The sequence below is a fragment of the uncultured Imperialibacter sp. genome (assembly GCF_963974565.1).
In the GTDB taxonomy this organism is placed as follows: Bacteria; Bacteroidota; Bacteroidia; order Cytophagales; family Cyclobacteriaceae; genus Imperialibacter; species Imperialibacter roseus.
This window is the reverse complement of the sequence record NZ_CAXBCJ010000004.1, coordinates 44,040-67,272: the sequence shown is the minus strand read 5'-3', so window position 1 is coordinate 67,272 and position 23,233 is coordinate 44,040. Positions and strand designations below refer to the sequence as shown.

The 23,233-nt window shown below is 46.9% G+C and carries 29 protein-coding genes; 16 read left to right on the top strand and 13 right to left on the bottom strand.

Features of this window, described 5'->3' with window-relative positions:
* Positions 1 to 38: 38 nt before the first annotated feature.
* Entirely contained in the window at positions 39 to 1,439 is a 1,401-nt protein-coding gene (locus AAC052_RS07015) for an erythromycin esterase family protein (RefSeq protein WP_339812021.1), read from the top strand.
* Here AAC052_RS07015 and AAC052_RS07010 read toward each other — a convergent pair.
* From AAC052_RS07010 to AAC052_RS06980, 7 genes are all read right to left on the bottom strand, one after another.
* On the bottom strand, positions 1,436 to 1,645 hold the full coding sequence (locus AAC052_RS07010; RefSeq protein WP_317491019.1) for a helix-turn-helix transcriptional regulator: 210 nt from the start codon (positions 1,643 to 1,645) through the stop codon (positions 1,436 to 1,438). The two genes, AAC052_RS07015 and AAC052_RS07010, sit on opposite strands and share 4 nt — an antisense overlap.
* Positions 1,645 to 2,265, bottom strand: a complete 621-nt coding sequence (locus AAC052_RS07005; RefSeq protein WP_339812019.1) for a DUF2975 domain-containing protein — start codon at positions 2,263 to 2,265, stop codon at positions 1,645 to 1,647. Before AAC052_RS07005 ends, AAC052_RS07010 begins: the two co-directional genes overlap by 1 nt.
* 30 nt (positions 2,266 to 2,295) lie before the next feature.
* Positions 2,296 to 2,904, bottom strand: a complete 609-nt coding sequence (locus AAC052_RS07000; protein WP_339812018.1) for a DUF2975 domain-containing protein — start codon at positions 2,902 to 2,904, stop codon at positions 2,296 to 2,298.
* A gap of 64 nt (positions 2,905 to 2,968) precedes the next feature.
* Positions 2,969 to 3,574 carry a DUF2975 domain-containing protein gene (locus AAC052_RS06995; protein ID WP_339812017.1) on the bottom strand — a complete coding sequence of 202 codons (606 nt, stop codon included), beginning with the start codon at positions 3,572 to 3,574 and terminating at the stop codon, positions 2,969 to 2,971.
* Positions 3,575 to 3,764: 190 nt separating this feature from the next.
* A complete protein-coding gene (locus tag AAC052_RS06990; RefSeq protein ID WP_339812016.1) occupies positions 3,765 to 4,952 on the bottom strand; it encodes an alpha/beta hydrolase-fold protein in 1,188 nt (395 codons plus the stop codon).
* Positions 4,953 to 5,339: 387 nt separating this feature from the next.
* Entirely contained in the window at positions 5,340 to 5,564 is a 225-nt protein-coding gene (locus tag AAC052_RS06985; protein ID WP_339812014.1) for a DUF4926 domain-containing protein, read from the bottom strand.
* Positions 5,565 to 5,566: 2 nt separating this feature from the next.
* Positions 5,567 to 5,884 carry a DUF6883 domain-containing protein gene (locus AAC052_RS06980; protein WP_339812011.1) on the bottom strand — a complete coding sequence of 106 codons (318 nt, stop codon included), beginning with the start codon at positions 5,882 to 5,884 and terminating at the stop codon, positions 5,567 to 5,569.
* Positions 5,885 to 6,192: 308 nt separating this feature from the next.
* Between AAC052_RS06980 and AAC052_RS06975 the strand changes: the two genes are divergently transcribed.
* The 3 genes from AAC052_RS06975 (at position 6,193) to AAC052_RS06965 (ending at position 6,954) form a co-directional block, all read left to right on the top strand.
* Complete coding sequence (locus AAC052_RS06975) at positions 6,193 to 6,318, top strand: hypothetical protein (protein WP_339812008.1); 126 nt, start codon at positions 6,193 to 6,195, stop codon at positions 6,316 to 6,318.
* A 208-nt stretch (positions 6,319 to 6,526) separates the two neighbouring features.
* Positions 6,527 to 6,724 carry a hypothetical protein gene (locus tag AAC052_RS06970; RefSeq protein ID WP_317491010.1) on the top strand — a complete coding sequence of 66 codons (198 nt, stop codon included), beginning with the start codon at positions 6,527 to 6,529 and terminating at the stop codon, positions 6,722 to 6,724.
* A complete protein-coding gene (locus AAC052_RS06965) occupies positions 6,715 to 6,954 on the top strand; it encodes a hypothetical protein (RefSeq protein WP_339812006.1) in 240 nt (79 codons plus the stop codon). The genes AAC052_RS06970 and AAC052_RS06965 overlap by 10 nt, the downstream gene beginning before the upstream one ends.
* A 125-nt stretch (positions 6,955 to 7,079) precedes the next feature.
* On the opposite strand, the gene AAC052_RS06960 is transcribed toward AAC052_RS06965, so the two are convergent.
* Complete coding sequence (locus AAC052_RS06960) at positions 7,080 to 7,271, bottom strand: hypothetical protein (protein ID WP_339812004.1); 192 nt, start codon at positions 7,269 to 7,271, stop codon at positions 7,080 to 7,082.
* Between the two features lie 51 nt (positions 7,272 to 7,322).
* Here AAC052_RS06960 and AAC052_RS06955 point away from each other — a divergent pair, with 51 nt between their 5' ends.
* From AAC052_RS06955 to AAC052_RS06935, 5 genes are all read left to right on the top strand, one after another.
* On the top strand, positions 7,323 to 8,042 hold the full coding sequence (locus AAC052_RS06955; protein ID WP_339812002.1) for a hypothetical protein: 720 nt from the start codon (positions 7,323 to 7,325) through the stop codon (positions 8,040 to 8,042).
* 215 nt (positions 8,043 to 8,257) lie between these two features.
* Positions 8,258 to 8,464: a hypothetical protein gene (locus AAC052_RS06950; protein ID WP_317491006.1), complete on the top strand. Its 207-nt coding sequence runs from the start codon at positions 8,258 to 8,260 to the stop codon at positions 8,462 to 8,464.
* The gene (locus AAC052_RS06945) at positions 8,454 to 8,783 is read left to right on the top strand and encodes a type II toxin-antitoxin system RelE/ParE family toxin (RefSeq protein WP_339812001.1); all 330 of its coding nucleotides are present in this window, start codon (positions 8,454 to 8,456) and stop codon (positions 8,781 to 8,783) included. The genes AAC052_RS06950 and AAC052_RS06945 overlap by 11 nt, the downstream gene beginning before the upstream one ends.
* A gap of 106 nt (positions 8,784 to 8,889) precedes the next feature.
* Complete coding sequence (locus tag AAC052_RS06940; protein WP_339812000.1) at positions 8,890 to 9,810, top strand: sugar phosphate isomerase/epimerase; 921 nt, start codon at positions 8,890 to 8,892, stop codon at positions 9,808 to 9,810.
* 153 nt (positions 9,811 to 9,963) lie between these two features.
* Entirely contained in the window at positions 9,964 to 10,968 is a 1,005-nt protein-coding gene (locus tag AAC052_RS06935) for a DHH family phosphoesterase (protein WP_339811999.1), read from the top strand.
* Positions 10,969 to 11,203: 235 nt separating this feature from the next.
* On the opposite strand, the gene AAC052_RS06930 is transcribed toward AAC052_RS06935, so the two are convergent.
* The 4 genes from AAC052_RS06930 to AAC052_RS06915 all read right to left on the bottom strand — a co-directional run bounded on the left by AAC052_RS06930 (position 11,204) and on the right by AAC052_RS06915 (position 14,273).
* Positions 11,204 to 12,331, bottom strand: coding sequence for a hypothetical protein (locus tag AAC052_RS06930; protein WP_339811998.1), 1,128 nt, complete (start codon positions 12,329 to 12,331; stop codon positions 11,204 to 11,206).
* Between the two features lie 151 nt (positions 12,332 to 12,482).
* Complete coding sequence (purT, locus tag AAC052_RS06925; protein ID WP_339811996.1) at positions 12,483 to 13,628, bottom strand: formate-dependent phosphoribosylglycinamide formyltransferase; 1,146 nt, start codon at positions 13,626 to 13,628, stop codon at positions 12,483 to 12,485.
* Positions 13,629 to 13,662: 34 nt separating this feature from the next.
* Entirely contained in the window at positions 13,663 to 13,962 is a 300-nt protein-coding gene (locus AAC052_RS06920; RefSeq protein WP_339793866.1) for a HigA family addiction module antitoxin, read from the bottom strand.
* A gap of 2 nt (positions 13,963 to 13,964) precedes the next feature.
* Positions 13,965 to 14,273 (bottom strand): type II toxin-antitoxin system RelE/ParE family toxin, encoded by a 309-nt coding sequence (locus tag AAC052_RS06915; protein WP_339811995.1) that lies wholly within the window; start codon positions 14,271 to 14,273, stop codon positions 13,965 to 13,967.
* Between the two features lie 96 nt (positions 14,274 to 14,369).
* On the opposite strand from AAC052_RS06915, the gene AAC052_RS06910 reads away from it, so the two are divergent.
* From AAC052_RS06910 to AAC052_RS06890, 5 genes are all read left to right on the top strand, one after another.
* The gene (locus AAC052_RS06910) at positions 14,370 to 14,855 is read left to right on the top strand and encodes a DinB family protein (protein ID WP_339811994.1); all 486 of its coding nucleotides are present in this window, start codon (positions 14,370 to 14,372) and stop codon (positions 14,853 to 14,855) included.
* Between the two features lie 101 nt (positions 14,856 to 14,956).
* Complete coding sequence (locus AAC052_RS06905; RefSeq protein WP_339811992.1) at positions 14,957 to 16,009, top strand: uroporphyrinogen decarboxylase family protein; 1,053 nt, start codon at positions 14,957 to 14,959, stop codon at positions 16,007 to 16,009.
* Between the two features lie 158 nt (positions 16,010 to 16,167).
* The gene (locus AAC052_RS06900; protein ID WP_339811989.1) at positions 16,168 to 16,899 is read left to right on the top strand and encodes an Error-prone repair protein ImuA; all 732 of its coding nucleotides are present in this window, start codon (positions 16,168 to 16,170) and stop codon (positions 16,897 to 16,899) included.
* 3 nt (positions 16,900 to 16,902) lie between these two features.
* Entirely contained in the window at positions 16,903 to 18,402 is a 1,500-nt protein-coding gene (locus tag AAC052_RS06895) for a DNA polymerase Y family protein (RefSeq protein WP_339811988.1), read from the top strand.
* Positions 18,403 to 18,614: 212 nt separating this feature from the next.
* A complete protein-coding gene (locus AAC052_RS06890; protein ID WP_339811986.1) occupies positions 18,615 to 21,836 on the top strand; it encodes an error-prone DNA polymerase in 3,222 nt (1,073 codons plus the stop codon).
* 54 nt (positions 21,837 to 21,890) lie between these two features.
* On the opposite strand, the gene AAC052_RS06885 is transcribed toward AAC052_RS06890, so the two are convergent.
* Positions 21,891 to 22,079: a DUF433 domain-containing protein gene (locus tag AAC052_RS06885; RefSeq protein WP_339811984.1), complete on the bottom strand. Its 189-nt coding sequence runs from the start codon at positions 22,077 to 22,079 to the stop codon at positions 21,891 to 21,893.
* 180 nt (positions 22,080 to 22,259) lie between these two features.
* Between AAC052_RS06885 and AAC052_RS06880 the strand changes: the two genes are divergently transcribed.
* Entirely contained in the window at positions 22,260 to 22,463 is a 204-nt protein-coding gene (locus AAC052_RS06880) for a hypothetical protein (RefSeq protein WP_339811983.1), read from the top strand.
* The gene (locus tag AAC052_RS06875) at positions 22,460 to 22,726 is read left to right on the top strand and encodes a type II toxin-antitoxin system RelE/ParE family toxin (protein WP_339811980.1); all 267 of its coding nucleotides are present in this window, start codon (positions 22,460 to 22,462) and stop codon (positions 22,724 to 22,726) included. Before AAC052_RS06880 ends, AAC052_RS06875 begins: the two co-directional genes overlap by 4 nt.
* The last annotated feature ends 507 nt before the right edge of the window (positions 22,727 to 23,233 follow it).

Here is a 23,233-nt window from a genome sequence, read left to right as displayed (position 1 = left end):
TGTTTCTTCTCCAGAAACCCACCGAAAACTACCTGACCATGAAAATACGTTCGCTCTGTTTCCAGAAACCTGTATTACTTGTACTCAGTTTCACAACCCTCTTGTTTGCCTGCAAGAATTCCGACGACTCAGAAGAGCCTGCAACTGACGACATGCCAGTATTCGCCGAGGCACCTGCGGCAATTAGTATCGCTGAACGAGCAGAGCGAATTGACTGGCTTACACAAAACACATACGTTCCTCGAAGCATTGACCCGTTTGATGAGGATTACTCAGACCTGGCCTTCCTCAAAGACGTAATTGGGAGCAAAAGAGTAGTAATGCTCGGAGAAATGTCGCATGGGGATGGCTCGACCTTCAAAGCCAAGGCCCGACTTATCCGTTTCCTGCATCAGGAAATGGGATTTGACATGATCGCCTGGGAAAGTGGCCTTTACGATTGCCACAAAGCATGGACAAAAATTGAAAACGGTACCAAGGGTATGGAGGCAGCCCGCAATTCTATCAATATACTTTGGTCTGCTACCTCCGAGGTTTATCCCGTATTCAACTACTGGGATGGAGACGTGACTCCTTTGGAATTAATAGGATTCGATATTCAGTTCTTTGGCAAATACAAAAGCAATTTCACCACGGATCTTAATGCGTTCCTGAAAAATAATGATGCTGCTTTTGCTGCTTCATCAGGCTGGACAGACCTGAGCAGAGAGCTGGTGACTCTATTCAGCTACTATGATGCCCCCACAGTGCTCGATGATATCGACTTCGGCCTAATCGACAATGGGCTTACCGACCTAACAACACGGCTTCAGACGTTCACCCAGAACGACGAACTTCCTCTTTTATCCCAAAGAGACTTTTGGGTGCAGGTTTGTGAAAGCACCCGGGGCTACGCAGAATTCACACAGCTTCTGGCAGTAGAAAAGGATTACAAGAAAGCTGGTAACACACGAGACAAATATATGGGAGGCAATCTAAACTGGATGATCAACAAATTCAGCAACAGAAAGATTATCGTTTGGGGTGCTACTACTCACCTTTCGAGAAACTTTGATAAGGTGGCCGCATATGATGAAGAAACCGATAAATTCCCGATACTGGCTCCTGATTTTATAACTATGGGCAATTACACGCATGAAACTAACAACAGTCATATTTACACCATTGGTTTTACAGCCTATGGAGGAAAATTAAACGACTGGACAAAAGGGAAAGCAGTTGAGCTGATCGAGCCATTAGACGGTAGCATAGAGGATCTCCTTGGTGAAGTCGGGAATGACTTTGGGTTTGTTAACTACAGAAGCGATCTCGCACCCTGGATGTCACAGCCCTTCGTTTCCAAACCTTATGGTAATGGCAATGAGCTAGCTATCTGGCCTGAGGTTTTTGATGGGCTTTTCTACATCAAAAACATGGAGCCCTCAAGCTACAATCCCTAATCCTCCTCCCTGAACTCCAAAATATCTCCTGGCTGGCATTCCAGTATTTGACAGATAGCCTCCAGCGTAGAAAATCGCACTGCTTTGGCCTTGCCTGTCTTCAGTATCGACAGGTTGGCTTCGGTAATACCCAGCCTGTCGGCCAGGTCTTTGGAACGGATCTTCCGCTTCGCCATCATTACATCGAGGTTGACTATAATCGGCATCAGATAGTGAGTTCGCTTTCTTCCTGTAATTTTTGACCTTGCTCGAAAGCAATTCCCAGCACAATGATCAGCAGCCCCACAATAGAAATGGAAATACCATAGTCGGCATTTGAGGTTAGCGTCATCCCTTCAAAAGTGAGTTTACTACTTATCCATGTCATAAATACCATCCGTAACACCCACTCAAAAACAGGTGCCAGCATAACCAAAGCTCCTGTCAGCTTTACCCTGCCAATGTTGCCTACACTAAAAGAATTATTATCCTCCACCGACTTAACGATTCTCTTGAGCAATTCGAGCACCCACAAAATATTAGCAGTAGCCAGCACAAAAATAACAGCGACCAAAGCCTTGAAACTACCGTCTACTTTCAAACTAAGATCGGCCGTGCTGATGGAAGTGAGCACTGGCTCTCCCTTTACCGGCGGCCGGGACTGAAAGAGTGCATCGTAAAGTGTGTTCTTTACTTGCTCCGAAGTAATGTGAAGGTGCGGGTCGCTAACCGGAACGAAAACGCCGTTTTTAGTTGTCACCAAAAAGAACGCAATGACAACCAGCCCTACAAAAAGCCCAACCTTAGCAACTAAAATAAATTCTCTGATGAGTTTGAGTTTTTTCATTTCACAATCCTATTTGAATGAGCGTTTAATTTAGATAGTAAGTTCATTCTCCTCCCTGATTTTTCTACCCTGCTCAAAAGCTACACCCAACACCATGATAATGAGGCCCATTAGAAACACGGTAAAGTCAAAAGATGAGTCCGAAACAACCTTTACCCCATCAAACAGGTAATTGTATTCAAGCCACCACACCATGGCCTTCGCCACCAGCCAATTGACAAATGGGGCAATAACAATCAGCAAACCGAGCAATTTCACTCTTTGTATATTGTCCCTATTGAAAGAATTGCTTCTTCTCACGTCGTTGATAATGCTTTTGAAAACAAAGAGCACATAGGTCAGGTATCCAACAGACAGGTACACAATCGAAAGTAGTAGTACTTTTAAGCCTCCGTCAATGGGTTGGCTTAATTTCATAGTGTCTACCCTGATTTTGAACGATTCGGGAATGCTGTTCGCCAGGGTTTCGCCAAGGCTTTTCTGCAATTCATCCGACTGCACCCTGAGATGGGGTTCGCCTATCTCGTAATACCTGCCTTCCTTCATAGTCACCAGAGAAACAGTACCTACAGCCACGCCCAGCCACAGCGACAATATAAGGAAGGTGATGACCCCCTGAGCGATATTGAGTTTTTTCATATCATCAATTTTACAACTACCAGCTATTTAAGAATTGAACAGAACAGTCTCGAAAGTGCGCTTCCTAAATTGTCAGTTCGTTTTCCTCCTGTATTTTCTGGCCCTGCTCGAAGGCTACGCCGAGCACCACAATCAGAAGCCCAAGTATGAACACCGGCCAGCCCAGATTGGCGTCTGTTTCCAGGATCATTCCTTCGAAATGAAATCGATTATCGATCCAAAGCGAGAAAAAGACATTGAGTATCCACTCGCCCAAGGGAGCAAGCACAACCAGCGTACCGATAAGCTTCACTCTCTTGCTACTGCTCAGGTTGAACGGTGTGCCCTTCATCACATCATGAATGATTGTTGCTATGAGCCAGAGTATCCAGAACATATAGCCCGACACCATAAACATCATTGCGATCACAATCAGTCTTAGGTTGAGATGCACCGGCAGCATCATTTCCAGCGTTTCGACAGAGAGCAGCATGGGCTTATCCGGAACAGGCAGCTGCGACCTCAGCACTTCCTGCAATTGATCCGATTTGATTACCCAATGCGGCTGCTCAATCTCGATAAACACCCCTTCCTTCATCGACGCAAAGAAGATGGTAACGAACACCATCCCTAAAATCAGCAAGCCCATGCTGGCTTTAACAATGATGCGAATGATGCGAAGCTTATTCATGTTATGCGGAAATTAATTATTGATAAACAATAATAATATATCTTTTATTAATGTCAAATAATATTGAAGAAATTCATACTTCGCCAAATGCGGTGTAAGGGATTCAAATGAAAACTGCATTCCAGGGAAACAAAAAAAGGCCTGCCCCAAAGAGCAGACCTGAAACCATAAATCGAGTGAAAACCAGTTCCTACTTAAACAGCACCGGCGCAAACTGCGACAGGTAAATGCGCCAGTTGGTCCAGGTGTGGCCGCCAGTGCTCTCTACATATTTGTATTTGAAGCCATGCTCATCGAGCGTATTCCTGAGGTTCACTACGCTGTCGTAAAGAAAATCGTCTTTGCCACAGGCAATCCAGTACACTTTTGGGTCGGCTTTCTTCAATGCATCAATGTCCTTACCACGGCCCTCTCCATTGGCAGGCAGGCCGAATGGACTGTCCTTCACAAATCCCATGCTCATTACACAGATGTAGTCGAACAATTCAGGATTGTCGAACGTAGTATTGAGCGTTTGCCAGCCTCCCATACTCAGGCCAGACAGCGCCCTGTTTTCTTTGCCTTTCTTTGTCCGATAGTGGCTTTCGATATAAGGGATGACATCCTTTACCAGACTCCCTTCAAATTTTTTGTTGGCCATACCCATGCCACCTTCGTTGGTTTGCGAAGGAAGTTTGGCCGGTGCTTCAATGCCGGCCGCCGTTTGGTCGGGGTTGCCATTGGTCATCACCACAATCATCGGTTTGGCCTGGCCTGAGTTGATCAGGTTATCCATAATGGTGGGCGTCAGCCCCAGCTCAGTCCACGCATCTTCATCGCCACCGCCGCCGTGCAGCAGGTAAAAGACAGGATAGGTCTCTTTGCTGTTGTTTTCGTATCCCGGCGGGGTATACACATACATGCGGCGGGTGAGGCCAAGTGTTGGGGACTCATACCAAACCCTGCTCACCATGCCCTTGGGGCCGTGCTTGGGTTCGTACAGGTCGGATCCGTTGCCTTTGATCATGAAAAAGCTGATGTTGCGCACACCGTCCCGCTTCACCAAAGCATTAGAGGCATCGAGGGTGTAAACGCCATCGACAGTAAAGTTGTAACCATACAACTCAGGCTCCAGCGGGCCAATGGTGACTGCCCAAAGGCCGGTGTCGCCTTTTACCAATGGCTCGGTTTTGCCAAAGCCCATCCAGTCGCCAGAAAGCGTAATTTCGTTGGCTTTGGGTGCGTACACCCTGAAGGTGACTTTATTGTCGGCGTGGATTTCCGGTGACACCACCGGGTTGCGGCGAAACTGTGCCGACATTGTAGGAGCAAGGCCAAGGGAAAAGCCCAGCACAAGCAGAAAGCTCCAGGCTTTCCTGTTGCGTAATTGTTTCTTCATTGGTATGTAGTTTAAGTATCGGGACTGTAGTCTATGCATAAATGTAGTGGTTTCATTGTGTCGATACAACACAATTCACTATCAGGGATGAAAAATTGACCTCAGATGGTTCAAGTGTCCACTTGGATCAAATTAATTGAAGCATCTCGCTTCTTCTACTACGCCTATTTTAAAAACTCTATATCCAGAAGATCTCTTCTTTCTACCGACATGGTCAGCTACACTGCGAAACCAAATTTGCCTTAGCGGATTGGTGCTCAAAAGTTTCAACGTTGGGGAACACGGTGGTGGTGAGACGCAGATAAGAAACCGCAATATTGCTCGACCGGGTGCGACCCTGGCAGGGTGAAGGTATTTATTCTATGAAATATTTTGCAAAAAATGTGGCTAGGCTATTTCTCTGCTATGGGCCACCTCATTAGCCTTCACTGGTCTGACCTTGTTGGCTTTGAGGCTTTCAACACTTCGGGTTTTACCCATCAGGGTGAAAAACTCTACTTCATACCCCTTCCGGTTGTCATGAATCATCACAACAGTGCCAATATCACCCTTCTTAAGACCTCGTTCTGGCAAATCTACTTTCAAAACTACTCTATCAAAATTCTCTATCATCGCTAAAAAGGATATGCAGTGACTAATTTAAGAAAATCGGCTTCTTTTTCCTTGAACCAAACACTTTTAATCAACACACTTTCCCTGTGCGGGGTTTCGATGTACCCTGTTAAAATGTATTTCATGCCAAAAGGTGTTATTTCCTGCGAATTTGATGACTGAAACTGCTCGAAATGGGTTAACAAGGCCTCTTCAAGAACCTTCCAATGACTTGCGTGAAAACCATTCTTGATGAAAAAATAGGCTTTAGATCCCCCATCAGGATGATCGGTATTAAGCAAATATTTAGTGATCTTATCTTTCTCGACAATTACTTTCAAGAGGAGTATTTCTTTTTCTCATATTTGAAGAGATTAATTTATCGAAAATTCAAATAAACAGTAAATTTAAGAACCTCAACAACCTTTTTTTTTTCAGAACCAAAGAAAAAGGTAACGCCATTGATAAAGGCAGTGGTGAGGTGGTTGTGGTAGGTGACAAGATTCGAGCGAGACGCTCGAACCAGCGAAGTGAGGTACTAAACATTGAACAACCGATACATGAATCAAAAGAGTCGAAGTGAGTTTGCTATCTACTATGGTTTAGGCTGCATCCTGATAGCCTTTGGAGGCATCGGCGTTAGCGGTTATTGGGGTTATCAAATTGCCACGACCAGGCCGACTTTTCCTGGGGCATCCTGGCCATGCTGCTTGCGATGATCGCCACCACCGGATCGCTGGGCTGGGTGCTGATTCGGGGAGGAGATGGGGGTTGATTTGTGCTGTGATAAAATGCGAGCCTCAAAATATATCCTACAGGGATAGATTTGAAGCTCTGACCGAGACGATCCAACCAGCAAAATGCCCCGGGGATGATGGGGTGAAGCTGAAAGCTTCATGAAAGGATTGCCACAAGTTAGGCTGTCGCTAAACTTGCGGCAGATTAGGGATAAAAATGCAGTAATAAATCGTTAATTTGTAGACATGGAAATTGAAGCAAGAAAATACCATTTAATAGAGCGAGTCATGCAATTAAGTGAGCATGAGTTGAGTAATATTGAAATGTTTCTCGAAAGGGAGGCGAAGTTATCGGCTTCATTGGATCGGGCATTACAGCAGGTAAAAGAAGGCAAAGTCACTCCGCATAGTGAAGTGAAAAAGAAATACGAGAAATGGCTTTAGAGATCGTTTGGTCAGATGAAGCCAATGAGGGCCTGGATGAAATCATCGAATACCTGGAGGAGAATTGGACTGAGAAAGAGATTCATCATTTTTTTACCCGACTGGAAGCGTGTTTAAGCATATCAAAGAAGCTCCGTATCAACAGAAGGACTCAATTAGGAAACCAGGAACCAGGGAGTATCAGCATTCAGAACACACTACTATTTTCTACACGTTTGATGATAAGGTGATCAATATTTTACGAGTCTGGGCAAATATGAAGAATCCAGGTAGATTATAACCCTCTCATCTCGCAAGCGGCCGCCGGGCCGCACAGGCTTGTGAGGCTTCTAATTTCTGCGTCTCGCCGCCGCCGCTACACAAATCGTTTCGGAAGCGAGGGATACCATCCCTCTTCGGCAGGAGGAGGCGCCACCTGAAACTTTGCAGCATTTTGCCAGCCCGGGATGGTATCCCTGCCGTGGTGAGCATAAGCTGCGGGAATACCTGCCAAACGGTAGAAAATATCTTGCCACCAGCCGTCAATAATTTCCCAATTATCTCCCATATTCGCTCCAAAATTAATTCATTGTTCCTCACTTCTTACCTAAACCTTGTCATGAGAACTTTTCTCACTAAAATCGCCGCTACAGCCATCATTTCCATGGCATTACTTTCAACAGTCAATGCCCAGATGATCATGCAGATCGACCCCTCGTTAAGCACCAAAGCCACCCCTCAGCAAGTCAAGTACAAAGGAATGAAAGCTGTGCCCTATTACTACTTTGATGAATACAAAATTGTGTCGTCCAAGGCTGGCTGGCTTACTACCAATAGCAGAAGCAATGTGCAGGGCACTATTTCTTCCTCCAGCCAGCAGCTGGCTTTCACGATGATCAATAGTGCAGGAGACACCGCCGTCGTCAACATGTCGAAAGACGGACTGGTACAAAGCTCCCAAAACTCCTGGTTCCCCAACATTACCATGTCGCAAGGCTCTCAGAACGTCACGGCACTCATTACTTCCAGCGCCGACACACTTACCTGGGGACTGGCGGCCTCTGTTGCCAACGGCGTTTTCACCGGGGCTATCAAAACAGATACTGAGGAATACAAACTGGTGCCTGTAAAGAGAATGGACAACGGCAGGGTAGCTCCTTTCACTCTTTGGGTAGGTTTTGCTATCTACAAGGGTGACGTTGAAATTGGTGCCGTGCAGGCTACTCCTAAGCGAAATGTCTGGATATCGTCTGATTTGCCAGCTGATCAAAAGCTGAAAATGGCAGCTGCCTGCCTGTCCATGATTATTGAAGAGCAAAATGAATGGCTGGTGCAATAGGAATAACGACGTGAACTTTCCGGGGTGAAATTCCTGCCCTTCTCAGAGTCCTCTGCGAGAGACTCTGAGTGAAAGCTAAGTGAGGCATAAATCACTATCGTCGGTGGTTGTAGCACCCCGGGCACCTATATATGCGCTTGCAACCGCCAAAATATTCCGAAGAGGAACATCTATTTCGTATATTTGAGCAGCCGACCGGCCAAATCAATATTTCTATGAAGGTAATTCTGGATATAAAAGACGACAAGGCTGCATTCGTTTTGGAAGTGCTAAAGAACTTTTCATTCGTTAAAGCCAAGCCACTCACCCCTTATAAGGCAGAAGTACTTGAGGGGCTTAAGGAGGCAGTAGAGGAAGTGAATCTGGTCAAAGCCGGTAAGAAGAAGGCGCAACCCCTCAGTGAGTTCCTCAGTGAGTTATAAAATTGAGACCATAGCGCCTTTTCGTAAAGAGGCGAAAAAGCTCATTAGAAAATATCCATCTCTTAAAGGAGAATTAGCCGAACTCGGTCGTCAGCTTTCAGAAAACCCTCAAATTGGCACTTCCATTGGGAATGATTGCTACAAAATACGGCTAGCTATTAAATCAAAAGGTAAGGGTAAATCCGGCGGAGCAAGACTAATAACTCATGTAGTTCACGTATCTAGTCACGTAGTGTACCTACTTTCCATCTATGATAAATCAGATCAAGAAACGATCACTGATAAGGATTTGCAAACACTACTCAATCTGATTCAGTAAAACTTAGAGCAACTGTTGCAAATTCGAATAAGCACTAACTAGCAACATAAATATTCCATTTCCACTGAAGTTGCGTAACTTTGACGCATTAAACACTGAATCTATCATGAAAAGTAACTTACAATTAAGCTTTACACTGCTGCTGGCCATAGTCCTTGGCTTCTCTGCCTGCAGCACCAAAACCAACTCAACCGAAGAATCTGCAGACTCAACTGCTGCCGTGGAGACAATGCCGACTGAGTTTGGCGGACTTGCTCTTTACACCGTGCGTGACTCCATGGCTACCGATCCTAAGGCCACCCTTCAGATAGTAGCGGACGCTGGCTACGCCTACGTAGAAGCAGCCAACTATGAAGAGGGCAAGTTCTATGGCATGACTCCCGCTGATTTCAAAGCTTACCTTGCCACCCTTGGTCTCACCGCCAAAAGTGCTCACATGGGCATGGTGACCATGGAAAACGCCGATCAGCTGATCGCTGACTGCAAAGCTGCCGGTATCGAGTACTTTGTGATCCCTGTACCTCCAATGGGCATGTTTACCTTTAACAGAGAAACCATGACCATGGGCATGAAAGGCACTCCTGCTGAAATAGCAACGATCCTGAATACGCTTGGTGAAAAGTGTAAGGCAGCCGGCCTACAGCTGTTGTACCACAACCATAATTTTGAATTTATGCCAGGTGAAGACGGCACCGTGCTGATTGACTACCTGCTGGAAAATTGCAGCGCTGATGTTGTGAACTTCCAAATGGATCTTTTCTGGGTAGCCAAAGCAGGCGCTGACCCGCTGGCTTACTTCGAAAAATACCCAGGCCGTTTCAAAGCATGGCACGTGAAAGATATGAATGCTGAAGGCAATTTTGCTCCTGTAGGCACCGGCAGCATCGACTTTAAGAAAATATTGGCTGCCAAGGCTCAGTCTGGTATGGAGTTCTACTTAGTGGAGCAGGATGCCACTTTTGGATTACCACCTTTTGAGGCTATCAACATCAGTCACAAAGGTTTGGCTGAAATCGGATTCAAATAAGTTATGACCAACTCGAGTCCTCTTCGAGAGACTCTGAGTGAAAGTGAAAAGCCAGCCGAAAAGGTTGGCTTTTCTATTTTTCTTCCCTCAACGAAATGCCATCAAATCATTAAGAACGGAAAAATGAAACCGTCTTAGCAAGAGCTCCACACAATGAATGTTTACCAACAAATTGAAGCCGAAATACTTGCCGCTTCTTCTATCGTTATCACCTCCCACAAATCTGCCGATGGAGATTCGGTAGGTTGCTCGCTGGGGCTATTGTATTTTATAGAAAAGCTGGGCAAAAAGGCTGTCATTTGTCACCCAGATGCATCACCCGACTTTTTATATTGGTTGGATACCTCCTGCATTGTACTCATGAGCGACAAGCCAGAGAAAGTAACAGAAGCCTTTCAAAAAGCTGACCTACTCTTTTGCCTGGACTACAATAGCACCGATCGGGTAGGCCCTGACATGCAAAACCTGCTGGAGTCCGCTACTTGCCAAAAGATCATGATTGATCACCACTTGCATCCGCAAGATTTTCCCAGCATTGTTGTTTCGGAGACCTCCGCTTCCTCTACCTCACAGCTGATAGTTGAGCTCATAGAGCAATCGAGCCATGGTGAATTGCTCGACGAAAAAATAGGCACTCCACTTTACCTCGGCATCCTGACAGACACAGGAAGTTTTCGATTTTCGTCGGTGCAGCCCCGCACCCACGAAATACTGGCGAAGCTTTTAGCTGCAGGCGTACAACATCACCTGGTACACGAGATGCTCAACGATAACAATACGGCAAGCCGGTTGCGCTTGCAAGGTTACGCCATGGCCGAAAAACTGGAAATCATGGAAGACTATCAGGTCTCTGTCATTGCTCTGACAAAAGAAGAGCTTGCGAAATACAATTATAAAAAGGGAGATACTGACAGCCTTGCCAACCTTGCCTTATCTATCAAAGGCATGAAAGCCGCTATTGTGTTTACTGAGCGTGACGGCATCATGAAAATATCGTTCCGTTCCAAAGGGAAAGAAAACCCAGTGAACGTGTTGGCCTCAGACCATTTCAATGGAGGTGGGCACGCCAACGCCGCCGGCGGGATGAGTGAATTGTCGGTCAACGAAACCCTCGCCAAAATCAAAGATTTGATTCCAACGTACTTCTCAATTCAATAGCCAAAACACACTTCCTTCAAGATCCTCTGCAATGCTATTAAGTTAAGAGGTTCCTTGTACCAATTCTATTTTTACCCCTGACCCTGAAGGGCGAGTGAATTGTCATTAGCTGAGCCCTTTAGGGATTAAGGGGCGCCCGGCCAGGGTAAAATGCTCTTAACCTAATAGCATTGGAGTCTTCTGCGAGAGACTCTGAGTGCATCCATCTCAACGCACCGAACCTACATCGCCAGGGTTATTGCAGCGATTTCACACTCAAGTTTTTGTCCAACCAATACTGATCGTCGTGAAAACCGAACTGACTGGGTTGATAAACTCCCACTGTATCTACATTGGCTTTTTCAGGAACTGGGAGACCAAGGCTCCAAAAAACGCTGTTGACCATCATCCGGCGGGTGCCCTCCGTCAAAAGGTCTGTGGCCGCTCCCATCGTAGTGGTAAATACTTTTCCCTGCTGCCCCCCTGAAATCTGGTAGCTTTTTATCCATGCTACAGGCATCATTGGATCGTTTTTGGTGATTGCTTTTTCGTTCCCTTCTTTGTCTTTTTCCATCTCAACGCCAGCTACCTCATTGTCTGTAAAGCGCATGCCGTACAGAACATCATCCTCTGTGTACTCACCTGCCCTATTGATCACCTGCCCCATCACGATGGGTTGTGAGTCACCAGGCAAAGGCAACCGTACGCCATATACATCCGTTGGCCCCCATATCTCTCCTTCCCCGATGCCATTAAGAATGGGATGCCCCTCAGCACCTGCTGCTACCACCCCACGGGTACTTTGATTTTTATGGTTGCCATGGTGCGAAATCCATTTCTCTCCCAGCACAAGGCGGCCAAATCCACCCTGCCATTCATCTTCGGCGTTGTAGTTATTTCCATAGCGCTTCCAGTTCGAGGTCGAGTCCGCTGCCGCAAAATTGAATGCATGAGTAGCCGTTCTCATCCCAATCACTGGCTTCCCGCTTTTCAAATAACTGTCGATGTACTGCATTTGCTGATCCGGCAAAGCCCGAAACCGGGTGAAAATGACCATCAGATCAGCAGTTTCAAGGGCCTCAATTCCCGGTATGTTACGCACATAATTGGGATTGACTATGCCAGGAATGGCTGGGTCCTGTGCAAACAGGACGGTACAGTTGAACCCATGACGTGAAGAAAGAATTTTCGCCAATTGAGGCAAAGCTTCCTCCGAGCGGTACTCCTCGTCGCCGGAAACCAGGACTATATTTGGCATGTCTGCCCGGCCTTCAAAGGTCAACCACTCTTTCGTTTGTTCTGCCTGACCAGGCTCTGTGGTGGTTTTACATTTAGCACACACGAAAAGGATGACAAGCGCAAAGGCATAACGAGCAAATTTCATCTTCAGATAGTTTAGGGAATGCGACAAAGAAAATTGGAACGTTTAAAGTAGCACTTTTCCCCGAACACTCCACTGCCGTTCACAGGAGTTTTGAGATAAAAACCGACAGGATCAAATCGCAGGCGGGAGACTACTGCCCGGCAGGATACAATCAAATCCCTTTTGTAACCACCTTTATTTTTGCAGCAGCGGCTCTGGCTCTTTCCACCGCATTCTCTCCTTTCGCCAATACCACCGCCATGCGACGGTAAGGTCTGGTAGTGGGCTTACCGAAAATCCGCACGTCAACATCGGGCTCAGCCATCGCTGCTTCCACCCCGGTGTAGGTGGGTGATACACCATCTTTTGCGGCTAGCACCACGGCACTGGCGCCTTCGGTTACTGTAATATTAGGAATCGGCAAGCCAAGAATGGCCCTGGCATGTAAATCGAACTCGCTGAGGTTTTGGCTGACCAGCGTCACCATGCCGGTGTCGTGAGGCCGTGGGCTCAGCTCGCTGAAAATCACTTCGTCTTTGGTGACAAAAAATTCCACACCAAAGATGCCTACGCCACCCAGGTCATCCGTCACTGCTTTGGCCATGGCCTCGGCATCCTTTCTGAACTTATCTATCATGGGCTGAGGCTGCCAGCTGTACTGGTAGTCGCCCCGCTCCTGCACATGGCCAATGGGGTCGCAGAAGAGCGTCGGGCCATTCTTCTGTTTTACGGTAAGCAGCGTGATCTCATAGTCAAACTTGATAAACTCCTCCACAATCACCCGCTGGCGGTCGCCCCGCATGCCAGCACAGGCATATTCCCAGCTGTTTTGGATATCATCAGCTGTTTGGGCTACACTCTGCCCCTTTCCGCTGCTGCTCATCACCGGCTTGATCACCACGGGAAAGCCGATGGCTTTGGCCTCCCCCATGAGCTGCTCCGCAGATTCAGCATAAGCGAATCGAGCCGTACGAACGCCGAGGTCTACTGCCAGGTCACGGATGCGGTCACGGTTCATCGTCATGTTCACAGCCCTGGCACTGGGCACTACGTTTCTGCCTTCCTTTTCCATTTCCACCAGCACCTCGGTACGGATGGCCTCGATTTCCGGCACGATAAGGTCTGGCTGGTGTCGCTCGACAGCTTCTCTCAGCTTCGCTGCATCAAGCATGCTAAAAACCTCGCTTTCATCGGCCACCTGCATGGCTGGCGCACCCGTATAGCTATCGCAGGCTACCACATGGCAGCCCAACCTTTTAGCACTGATCACAAATTCTTTTCCGAGTTCCCCAGAGCCGAGAAGGAGTATTTTTTTCATGAGGGGTGTAGCGTTTATTAGTCAGTATTTCTATCTAAACTTCGTGGAATTCGAACTTCTGAATCTTATCAAACTCCGACTGTTTCTCGGCATGCTCCTTCCTTAAATCATACTCTCGCTGCAAATTCATCCAGAATTCTTCTGTGGTGCCAAAAAATCTACTTAGACGAATGGCAGTGTCTGCGGTAATTGACCTCTTACCACCCATAATCTGGCTAATTCTCGTTTGCTGAACTCCTATTTCTTTCGCCAGGCGGTAAGCCGTGAGCCCCATCGGTTCAAGAAATTCCAGTTGCAAGATTTCACCTGGGTGAATATTGTTAATTGCTTTCATATCTAGTGGTAATCTATTATCTCAACATCATAGGCTTTATTTTCGATCCATTTGAAAATGATTCGCCATTGATCATTAACTCTTATAGCCCAATACTCCTTCATATCTCCTTTTAGTCGGTGAAGTCTGTTTCCTGGAGGCAATATCAGGTCATTAATACTACCCGCTGCATGAATAATAAACAACTTTCTCATTGCTAATCTTTGAATGTCAGGATGCCACTTTCTGGTTCCTGTACCTTCCCAAACACGTTGAGTGTCTTTATCTGCAAAGTTAACAATCATAGTATCAAATAAAGATACTATCTTCATTCGATACTATCAATAAATTCCTTCTCCCGAACTTTTCACCCCCACTTCTTCCTTATCAATCATCAGTTTTTACTTTGTATAAAACCATACATCCCAATGAACCAACAAGAACTTTTTATCAAAATGGCCCTGGACGCCTGGAACGTCTACGTGGATCGCACCAACAAACTTTTCGACAGTCTGAGCGATGAACAAATCGCTTCAGAAGTAGCGCCCAACAGAAATACAGGCACCTACCTGCTCGGCCACCTGGCGGCAGTTCATGACAACATGCTTCCTTTACTTGGTGCTGGGGATAAGCTGTTCCCTGAACTCTACGAGCCCTACGTAAGAACGCCAGACAAGTCAGGTCAGAACACACCTATTCCAGAATTAAGAGAAGCCTGGAATAAAGTAAACTCAGCGCTTTCCGCAGCATTTGAAAAGTTTTCAGCCGACGATTGGTTTACCAGACATACTGCTGTGACTGAAGAAGACTTTACCAAAGAGCCGCACAGAAACAAGCTAAACCTGGTGATGAACCGGACAGCTCACTTAGCCAACCATTTGGGGCAGCTCGCTTTTCTGAAGGAAAAGAAATAATCAATACTATTGCAGGGTATACGCTGGCACCTGGCGTATTCCTGCTTTCAAGTTGACTTGGTATTTTGTATTATTATTTGCCTAAAAAATAATCATCTACCATGTCTTACTCATCAATTGACCGCCGAAAGTTTCTACAATCTATTGGAGCCTTATCTGCCACCGCATTGGCAAGCAGTTGGATTTTACCTGCCTGTACCTCGGGCTCCACTGTCAATAAGCGGGAAGCTGTTTTCAATTTAATTGCCACGGGGAAAAACAACGGGTATATCCCATGCGGTTTTTTCGTGCATTTTGGGGAGGGTTTCAAATCTGGCGATGCTGCAGTGAAGAAGCACATGGAATACTTCCATGCTATTGACATGGATTTTGTGAAAATTCAATATGAGTCTGAATTCCCTCATTTGACCAGTATACAGAAGCCTGAAGACTGGGCCAATATACCGTTTTATGGCAAAGACTTTTACGAGGATCAATTGTACGTAGTGAAGGAACTGGTAAAGGAAGGTAAAAAACATGCCCCGGTAATCGCTACTCTTTACTCTCCTTTCATGAGCGCCGGGCATTCTGCTACTGGTGAACTACTCACCGAGCACCTCAAGCAAGACCCGGAAAGTGTGAAGAAGGGAATGGATATCATTACTGAAAGCACGCTTCTCTTTGCCCGTGAGTGTATTAAATTAGGAGTTGATGGATTTCTTGCTTCTACGCAAGGCGGAGAAGGGTTTCGTTTTCAAGACCCTACTATTTTCAATGACTATATCAAGCCCTATGACTTGATAGTAATGAATGAAATCAATGCCGCATGCTCTTGCAATGTCCTGCATATTTGCGACTATGTAGGGGACTATAATGACCTTAGCCCCTTTCTGGACTATCCAGGTCAGCTGGTGAACTGTAGCTTGAAAGTGAATAATGAAATATTAACTCCAGAGGACATTCACCGACAGTTTAACCGTCCCATTTTTGGTGGATTGGAAAAAAGAGGGGCTATTTCATCGGCAAGTTCAGAGAATCTTACTTCTGAAGTAAATGCAGTGATGCAAAATATCCCGGAAGGATTCGTTCTGGGTGCAGAATGCGCACTTTTGGGAGAAATAGACTGGAAGCAGGTCAGGCTGGCTGTTGACATTGCTCACCAGTACAAGGTATAGCTTTAGCACTTTTCACTATGAAGGCAGATCACCAAATAATTTACTGATCTCCAGCTGAAAATTCTTGCAACTTCTCTCTTGTTGTTTTGCTAATTATTTTAGTTATTATTAGCTTTGATAGCTAAAATAATTAGCTTTTAAATCCCGAATGGGACACCATGCAACAGAGTAAGGCTGACATTCTTTCCTCTTTACAATCGGATATTCTCCGGCTGCAAGGATTCAAGTCGCCAGGCAACACCACCGCCCGGCTGAATCTTGGCCTGATGGATGCTGCTTTTCCTAATGGCGTATTCCCATTGGGTGCCATCCACGAATTTCTTCCTGCAGGTGAAGAAGACATTGCAGCCACCAGCGGCTTTGTCGCTTCTCTCCTAAGCAATGTTACAGGTGCTAATGGAATAGCTTTATGGATCAGCACCTCCCGAACACTCTTCCCTCCTGCACTAAAAAGTTTCGGCATCTCTCCTGAAAGGTTCATCTTTATTGACCTGAAAAAAGAAAAAGATGTATGGTGGGCAGTGGAAGAAGGTTTGAAATGCACTTCTGTTGCTGCCGTTGTGGGTGAAATGCCCACCCTGGACTTCACCTCCTCCCGCAGATTGCAGCTCGCAGTAGAGGAAAGCTGCGTCACTGGTTTTGTGATCCGGCCTTTCAGTCAAAAATTAACAACAACAGCTTGTGTATCCCGATGGAAAATAGCCTCTCTGCCCGGCGAGGTTGTTGACGACCTTCCCGGTGTGGGATACCCACAATGGAGAGTGGAGTTGCAACGTGTGCGAAATGGCAAGCCGGGTGCCTGGGATGTGAAATGGATGGAAGGCCAACTGAAAACCGTAGCTGAGAAAGCACTACATCATTTTGAACCGGAAGAACGCAAAGCAGGGTGAACCATGGGCAAAAAATTTGTTTCTATATGGTTCCGTTACCTTACCACGGACTGGTTCTCTCTCCGTCGGCCAGAGCTGAGAAAGATCCCGTTCGTTTTGCGCACCCCTTCCCACGGCAGAATGGTGATTTCAGCTTCGAATGCTATCGCCAGGGCCAAAGGCATCAGTGATGGCATGGTGCTCGCCGATGCCAGAGCGGCAGCACCTTCTGTAGTAGCACTGGATGATCAGCCGGAGCTTATACTCAAACTACTCAGGCGCCTGGGCGAATGGAGCATTCGCTATGCCCCCAATGTGGCTATCGATCCACCGGATGGACTTTTACTTGATGCCTCAGGATGCTCCCATCTTTGGGGAGGAGATGCAAATTATGTAACTGACATTGAGCAGAAGCTCGAAACCCATGGCTACCGGGTGAGGGCGGCCATGGCTGGCACCATCGGAGCAGCATGGGCTATCGCCAGGTACAGTCGTGGGTCGGGCATCATAGAAAGCGGAAAACACCATGAAGCACTTATGGGCTTACCTCCGGAGGCTCTCCGGCTGGAGCCCGAAGCCCTTGAACGACTACACAAACTGGGTTTACATCAACTGCATCAATTCATAAGCATGCCACGTGCCACTCTCCGAAGGCGGTTTGGGGCACAAATGCTGCTGCGTATCGACCAGGCAACTGGTGCCTTAGAGGAAAGGATGGAGCCCATACAGCCTGTGGAGCCCTACCAGGAACGACTTCCTTGTCTGGAGCCTATCGTTACTGCTAAAGGCATAGAGATCGCACTGGAGCGACTACTGGAAACCCTCTGCCACCGACTAAGACAGGAACAGAAAGGGCTAAGAACGGCAGTATTCAAAGGCTACCGGGTGGATGGAAAGGTGGTTCAACTAGATATCGGCACCAGCAGGCCAACCCATCATGTCAATCATCTTTTTAAGCTCTTTGAGGTCAAGATATCGACGTTTGAGCCTGCATTGGGTATTGAGTTATTCATTCTGGAAGCTCCTAAAGTAGAAGAGCTTATGCCTGAGCAAGAACAGTTGTGGGAAGAAGCTGGCGGACTGGACGATATGCGGCTGTCGGAGCTGGTGGATAAGCTGGCCGGTAAATTCGGGGCAAAGTCTGTCCAGCGCTACCTCCCCGACGAGCATTATTGGCCCGAAAGGTCATTTAGGCCTGCCCTTTCGCTGCAAGAAAAAGCAACCACCCTATGGAGAGTGGATAAGCTTCGGCCTCTCCAGCTATTGAGCAGACCGGAAAGAATTGAGGTAAGTGCGCCAATCCCTGATTATCCTCCTATGCTTTTCCGCTACAAAGGCAAGGTGCATGAAGTGGCCAGAGCGGATGGCCCTGAGCGAATCGAGCAGGAATGGTGGCTGCAGCAGGGCCAGCACCGGGACTATTACAGGATAGAAGACAAAGAAGGGCACAGATTCTGGATCTTCCGGTCAGGGCACTACGACGACGAAAGCTTCCAGTGGTATGTGCATGGGTTCTTTGCTTGAAAACATATTTTCAAGCTTCCTTTACCCCAACCCTGAAGGGAGGGAAGCTCAATGAGATTTAGTCATTCTTTAAACCCTTAACAAAAGGCTCTTTGACGCAAAATTGAAGCAGCTGCGAAATTCTTCGGCTCCCTTCAGGGGCGTCCGGCTCAGGGTCGGGGTAAAACGAAGAATTTCAGAGCTGATTCCAGGATAAGGAACTGATAAAAACAATGCCCTACACCGAACTACAAGTCACTTCTAACTTCAGCTTTCTCAGGGGAGCCTCTCATCCAGAGGAGTTAGTGAAGCAGGCTGTCCAATATGGCTACTCTGCCATCACCATTACGGACCGAAATACCCTGGCAGGCATCGTTCGGGCCCACACCGCCACCAGAGGTCTTGCTATTCGCATCATACCTGCCTGCCGCCTCGACCTGCAGGATGGCCCCAGCTTGCTGGCTTTCCCTACAGACATTCATGCCTATGCAGGTTTATCCGCTTTACTTACCAAAGGCAACCTGAGAACCGAAAAAGGGCAATGTGAGCTTTATAAAAAGGACTTATATGAACATGCAGCAGGCCTGGAGCTGGTAGCCATCCCTCCTCTGCAATTGAATGAAGCATTTGATTTTGACCCGGTTTTCAAATCACAACTAGAGGAATACAGGGAAGCTTTAGGTGCCCGCCTTCACCTTGCGGCCAGCAGGCCCTACGATGGCAACGACCTCAAGTTGCTTCACCGACTCAATCAACTCTCAAAGAAGCTTAATATCCCAATGGTTGCCACTAACGATGTGCATTATCATCACCCTGCAAGAAGGGAGCTTCAGGACGTGGTGACCTGTGCACGGGAAAAATGCACAATACAAGAAGCTGGCTTTCGGCTTCATCCTAATGCGGAGCGCTATCTCAAGCCAGCCGATGAAATGCTCAGATTATTCAGGGCCTATCCAGAGGCTATCAAACAAACCCAGGTCATTGCAGAAAAATGCACTTTTTCACTTGATGAACTTAAATACAGATATCCGAAAGAGATCACCAGCGAGGGCCGCACACCACAGGAGGAGCTTACCTACCTTACCTGGAAAGGAGCCCATCAAATGTTTCCCGAGGGAATACCCGCAAAGGTCGAAGGCAATATCAACTATGAACTGAAATTCATTGACCAGATGAATTATGCAGAGTATTTCCTCACCGTTTACGATATCGTGCGCTATGCCAGAGAGCAGCAAATCCTTTGTCAGGGTCGTGGTTCTGCTGCCAACTCTACCGTCTGTTACTGTCTGGGCATTACCTCAGTAGATCCGTCTAAATTCAACCTGCTGTTTGAACGCTTCATTTCTGCCGCAAGAAATGAACCACCCGACATTGACGTGGACTTCGAGCATGAGCGCCGGGAAGAGGTGATGCAGTATATCTATAACAAATACGGTCGGGACAGGGCGGCTGTAGTAGCCACGGTCACCCAGTTGCATCACAAAGGTGCCATCCGGGATGTTGGCAAAGTAATGGGGCTATCGGTCGATACCATTACCCGTTTGTCCAGCCTCATTTGGGACTTCAAAGACGAAGGTTTCGACAAAAACCGTATCATTAGCCAGGGTATCAATCCCGATGACCCGACTATTAAAAAAGTGCTCGAGCTTACCCAGCAATATATCAGCTTCCCACGACAACTAGGTCAGCATACTGGTGGGTTTGTGATCACGGAAGGTAAGCTATCCGACCTGTGCCCGGTGCTGAATGCCCGGATGGAAGACCGCACCAATATTGAGTGGAACAAAGACGATATTGAGGCACTGGGCTTTCTGAAGATAGATATACTCGCTCTGGGTATGCTCACTTGTATCCGTAAAGCATTCGATTTAGCCAAAAAGCATTACAATAAAGATTTCACCCTGGCCAATATCCCTCAGGATGATCCTAAAGTCTATGAAATGATCTGCCATGCCGATACCATCGGCGTGTTTCAGATAGAAAGCCGGGCGCAGATGTCGATGCTGCCAAGGTTAAGGCCTAAAGAGTTCTACGATCTGGTGATAGAAGTAGCCATTGTACGCCCCGGGCCAATTCAGGGGGATATGGTGCACCCTTATTTGCGACGACGGAATGGAGAGGAAAAAGTGGAGTATCCTTCCGAAGAGCTGAAAGAAATCCTTGGCCGGACACTGGGTGTACCCCTTTTCCAGGAGCAGGCAATGAGCATTGCCATTGTAGCTGCTGGATTTAGCCCGGCTGAAGCGGATGAGCTAAGGAGAAGTATGGCTACGTTCAAAGCAAAAGGCAAAGTGTCGTATTTCCACGACAAGCTGATCAATGGTATGACCGCCAAAGGATACACAAAAGGATATGCAGAGCGGGTATTCAAACAGTTGGAGGGCTTTGGAAGCTATGGATTTCCGGAAAGTCATGCGGTCAGCTTTGCCCTGTTGGTTTATGTTTCCTCCTGGCTCAAGTGCTATTACCCTGATGTGTTTGCCTGTGCCATTCTCAATAGTTTACCGATGGGCTTCTACCAGCCGGCGCAACTTATCACCGATGCCAGAAACCATGGTGTTAAAGTGCGGCAACTCGATATTAATCATTCGGAATGGGATTATACGCTGGAAGAAAAGGAGGGTGAATTTTGTGCTTTACGTCTTGGATTTCGACAGGTAAAAGGACTGAAAGAGGAAGACATCCAGCTCCTGGTGGCTGGCCGGGAACAAGCGTACACCAGCGTACATGAACTGCGGGAGTTGGGCCTGTCAGAAAGCGCCCTGGAACGACTGGCCGATGCCGACGCCTTCCGATCGATAGGACTTGACCGGCGTCAGGCTTTGTGGGAAGTTTCCACCAAAGACCACCTGCACAAAGCCTTGTTCAGTTCGCAACAACAAAATGAGCACGAGCAAAAGGTTGACCTGCCTGAAATGCAACTGTCCGAACATGTGATCCAGGATTACGCCTCCACTTCTCTGTCTATCAAAGCCCACCCGGTGAGTTTTTTGAGAGAGCAGCTAACACGACTGGGAATCACTCCGCACATAAACCTGACTGGAGCAAAAGACCGTGACTTGGTGAAAGTAGCCGGACTGGTGCTGGTACGACAGCGGCCCGGCACTGCCAGCGGCATTTGTTTTATTACCATCGAAGATGAAACAGGCACTGCCAACCTGGTGGTCTTCAAAAAGCTGTTCGACAAATACAGAAAAGAGATCATCCAATCGAAGCTGCTGATGGTGGAAGGCCAGCTACAAAAAGAAGGCGAAGTAATTCATGTGATTGCCAAACGGCTTTTCAATCTTTCAGGAATGCTACAGCAACTAACGGCCAAACAAAAGCAAGAATTATCGCTGAAGCCCATGTCCCGTTCTGATGAAACGACCGTGCCTTATGCAAAGGCCAAACCACCTAAGAAGTCTGAGGTGGTGCAAGGCAAGATTTTTCCGGAGGGAAGGAATTTTAGGTGATGGATATTAAGAAACGACTTTTATCGGGGACTCTTTCAGGAGACTCTGAGATAATCATCCGGCATAATTGAGCGCCACGTAAATGTCCTCTTTTTGTACCTGGTAATCACTGACAAGCTCGTCAACCGTGGCTCCCTCTGAGAGTTTTTTCAAGACTAATTCCACTGATATTCTTGTGCCCTTTATTGCGGGCTTTCCCAAAAGTATCTTGTAGTCTGATATGATGCGATCTTGATAAACCATGATTGAAAAATACTTCTTTCTGTTCAATATGGCAATACTTTCTGCATGCTGCAGCAACTTAGCGAACAAGAAAGAAACTGCTTGCCCATAAACTCATGAAGAGGCTGATGGAACGACCAAGCTGGTACAATAATTGAAGCAAGAAGAACCGATCTGATCAATTTTTGCTATTTTTACACAATGCGACACTTAATAGAAATAAACGATTCTTTGCCCGGTGCGAGGCAGCTTTTAGAACTCATAAAAACACTTAACATTGAGGGGATTTCTTTTATTGATCTGGAAGAACAGGAAGACAAAGTGTTGCTTTCGATGATGGAAGAAGACAAGCAAAGTGGACTTGCAGACAAAACCAAAGTTCTTAACAAACTTGGGTTAGAGTGAATCTGGAGTTCAGCAAATCATTTGAAAAGCAACTTAAAAGAATTCCTGACGATATATCAAAAAAAGGGGTTGCAGGTGCTATCAAAGAAATAATTGACGCAAAGACTGTCAACCAGATACCCAGCGCTAAAAAAATGAAGGGGCATAAAAGTGCTTATAGAATCAGAATCGGTGATTATAGGCTAGGGTTTTACATTGACAACGGAGTAGCGCTGATAACAACGCTCGCCCATCGAAAGGATATCTACAAAAAGTTCCCATAAAGTGATTTAAAAGCTACTTCCCTGAGGTTTCTTTAGAGACATTTAAGCTGATTTCACATAGCCCTCTGCTTGGAGAACTCGACTGAAAGAACAAGATTGGGTAGGCAAAAAGCTTTATTATCACAGCTCAACATCTTACGACTTGCCGCTTGTCTGGCTTACACCAGCACCACTCCTTCCTCCAGGTCCCTTTCATACACCCCCGCTATCCTGAGCAGCCAGGTCGCCTAAAAGCACAAAGGGCTCGAGCAAGTCTGTAACTCGGACATTGAATGATATAGCGCTGTCCAAAATTACGTAAAATGACTCCGTAGTATCCCTTCCGCCCCTTTTTCGTATATTAAAGAAAGGATGCCTGTTTCCCCACTCATTCCTTTCCAGCCCAGCAAAAGTCCCTTTGCTGCGCACCACTCACCGCCCATGCTGCCTACCACTGACCATGTATGGTGGCACCGCAGCCTCCTGATAAGCCCATTACCCAGGTCTTTTAAGCCTTTGTCACGACTC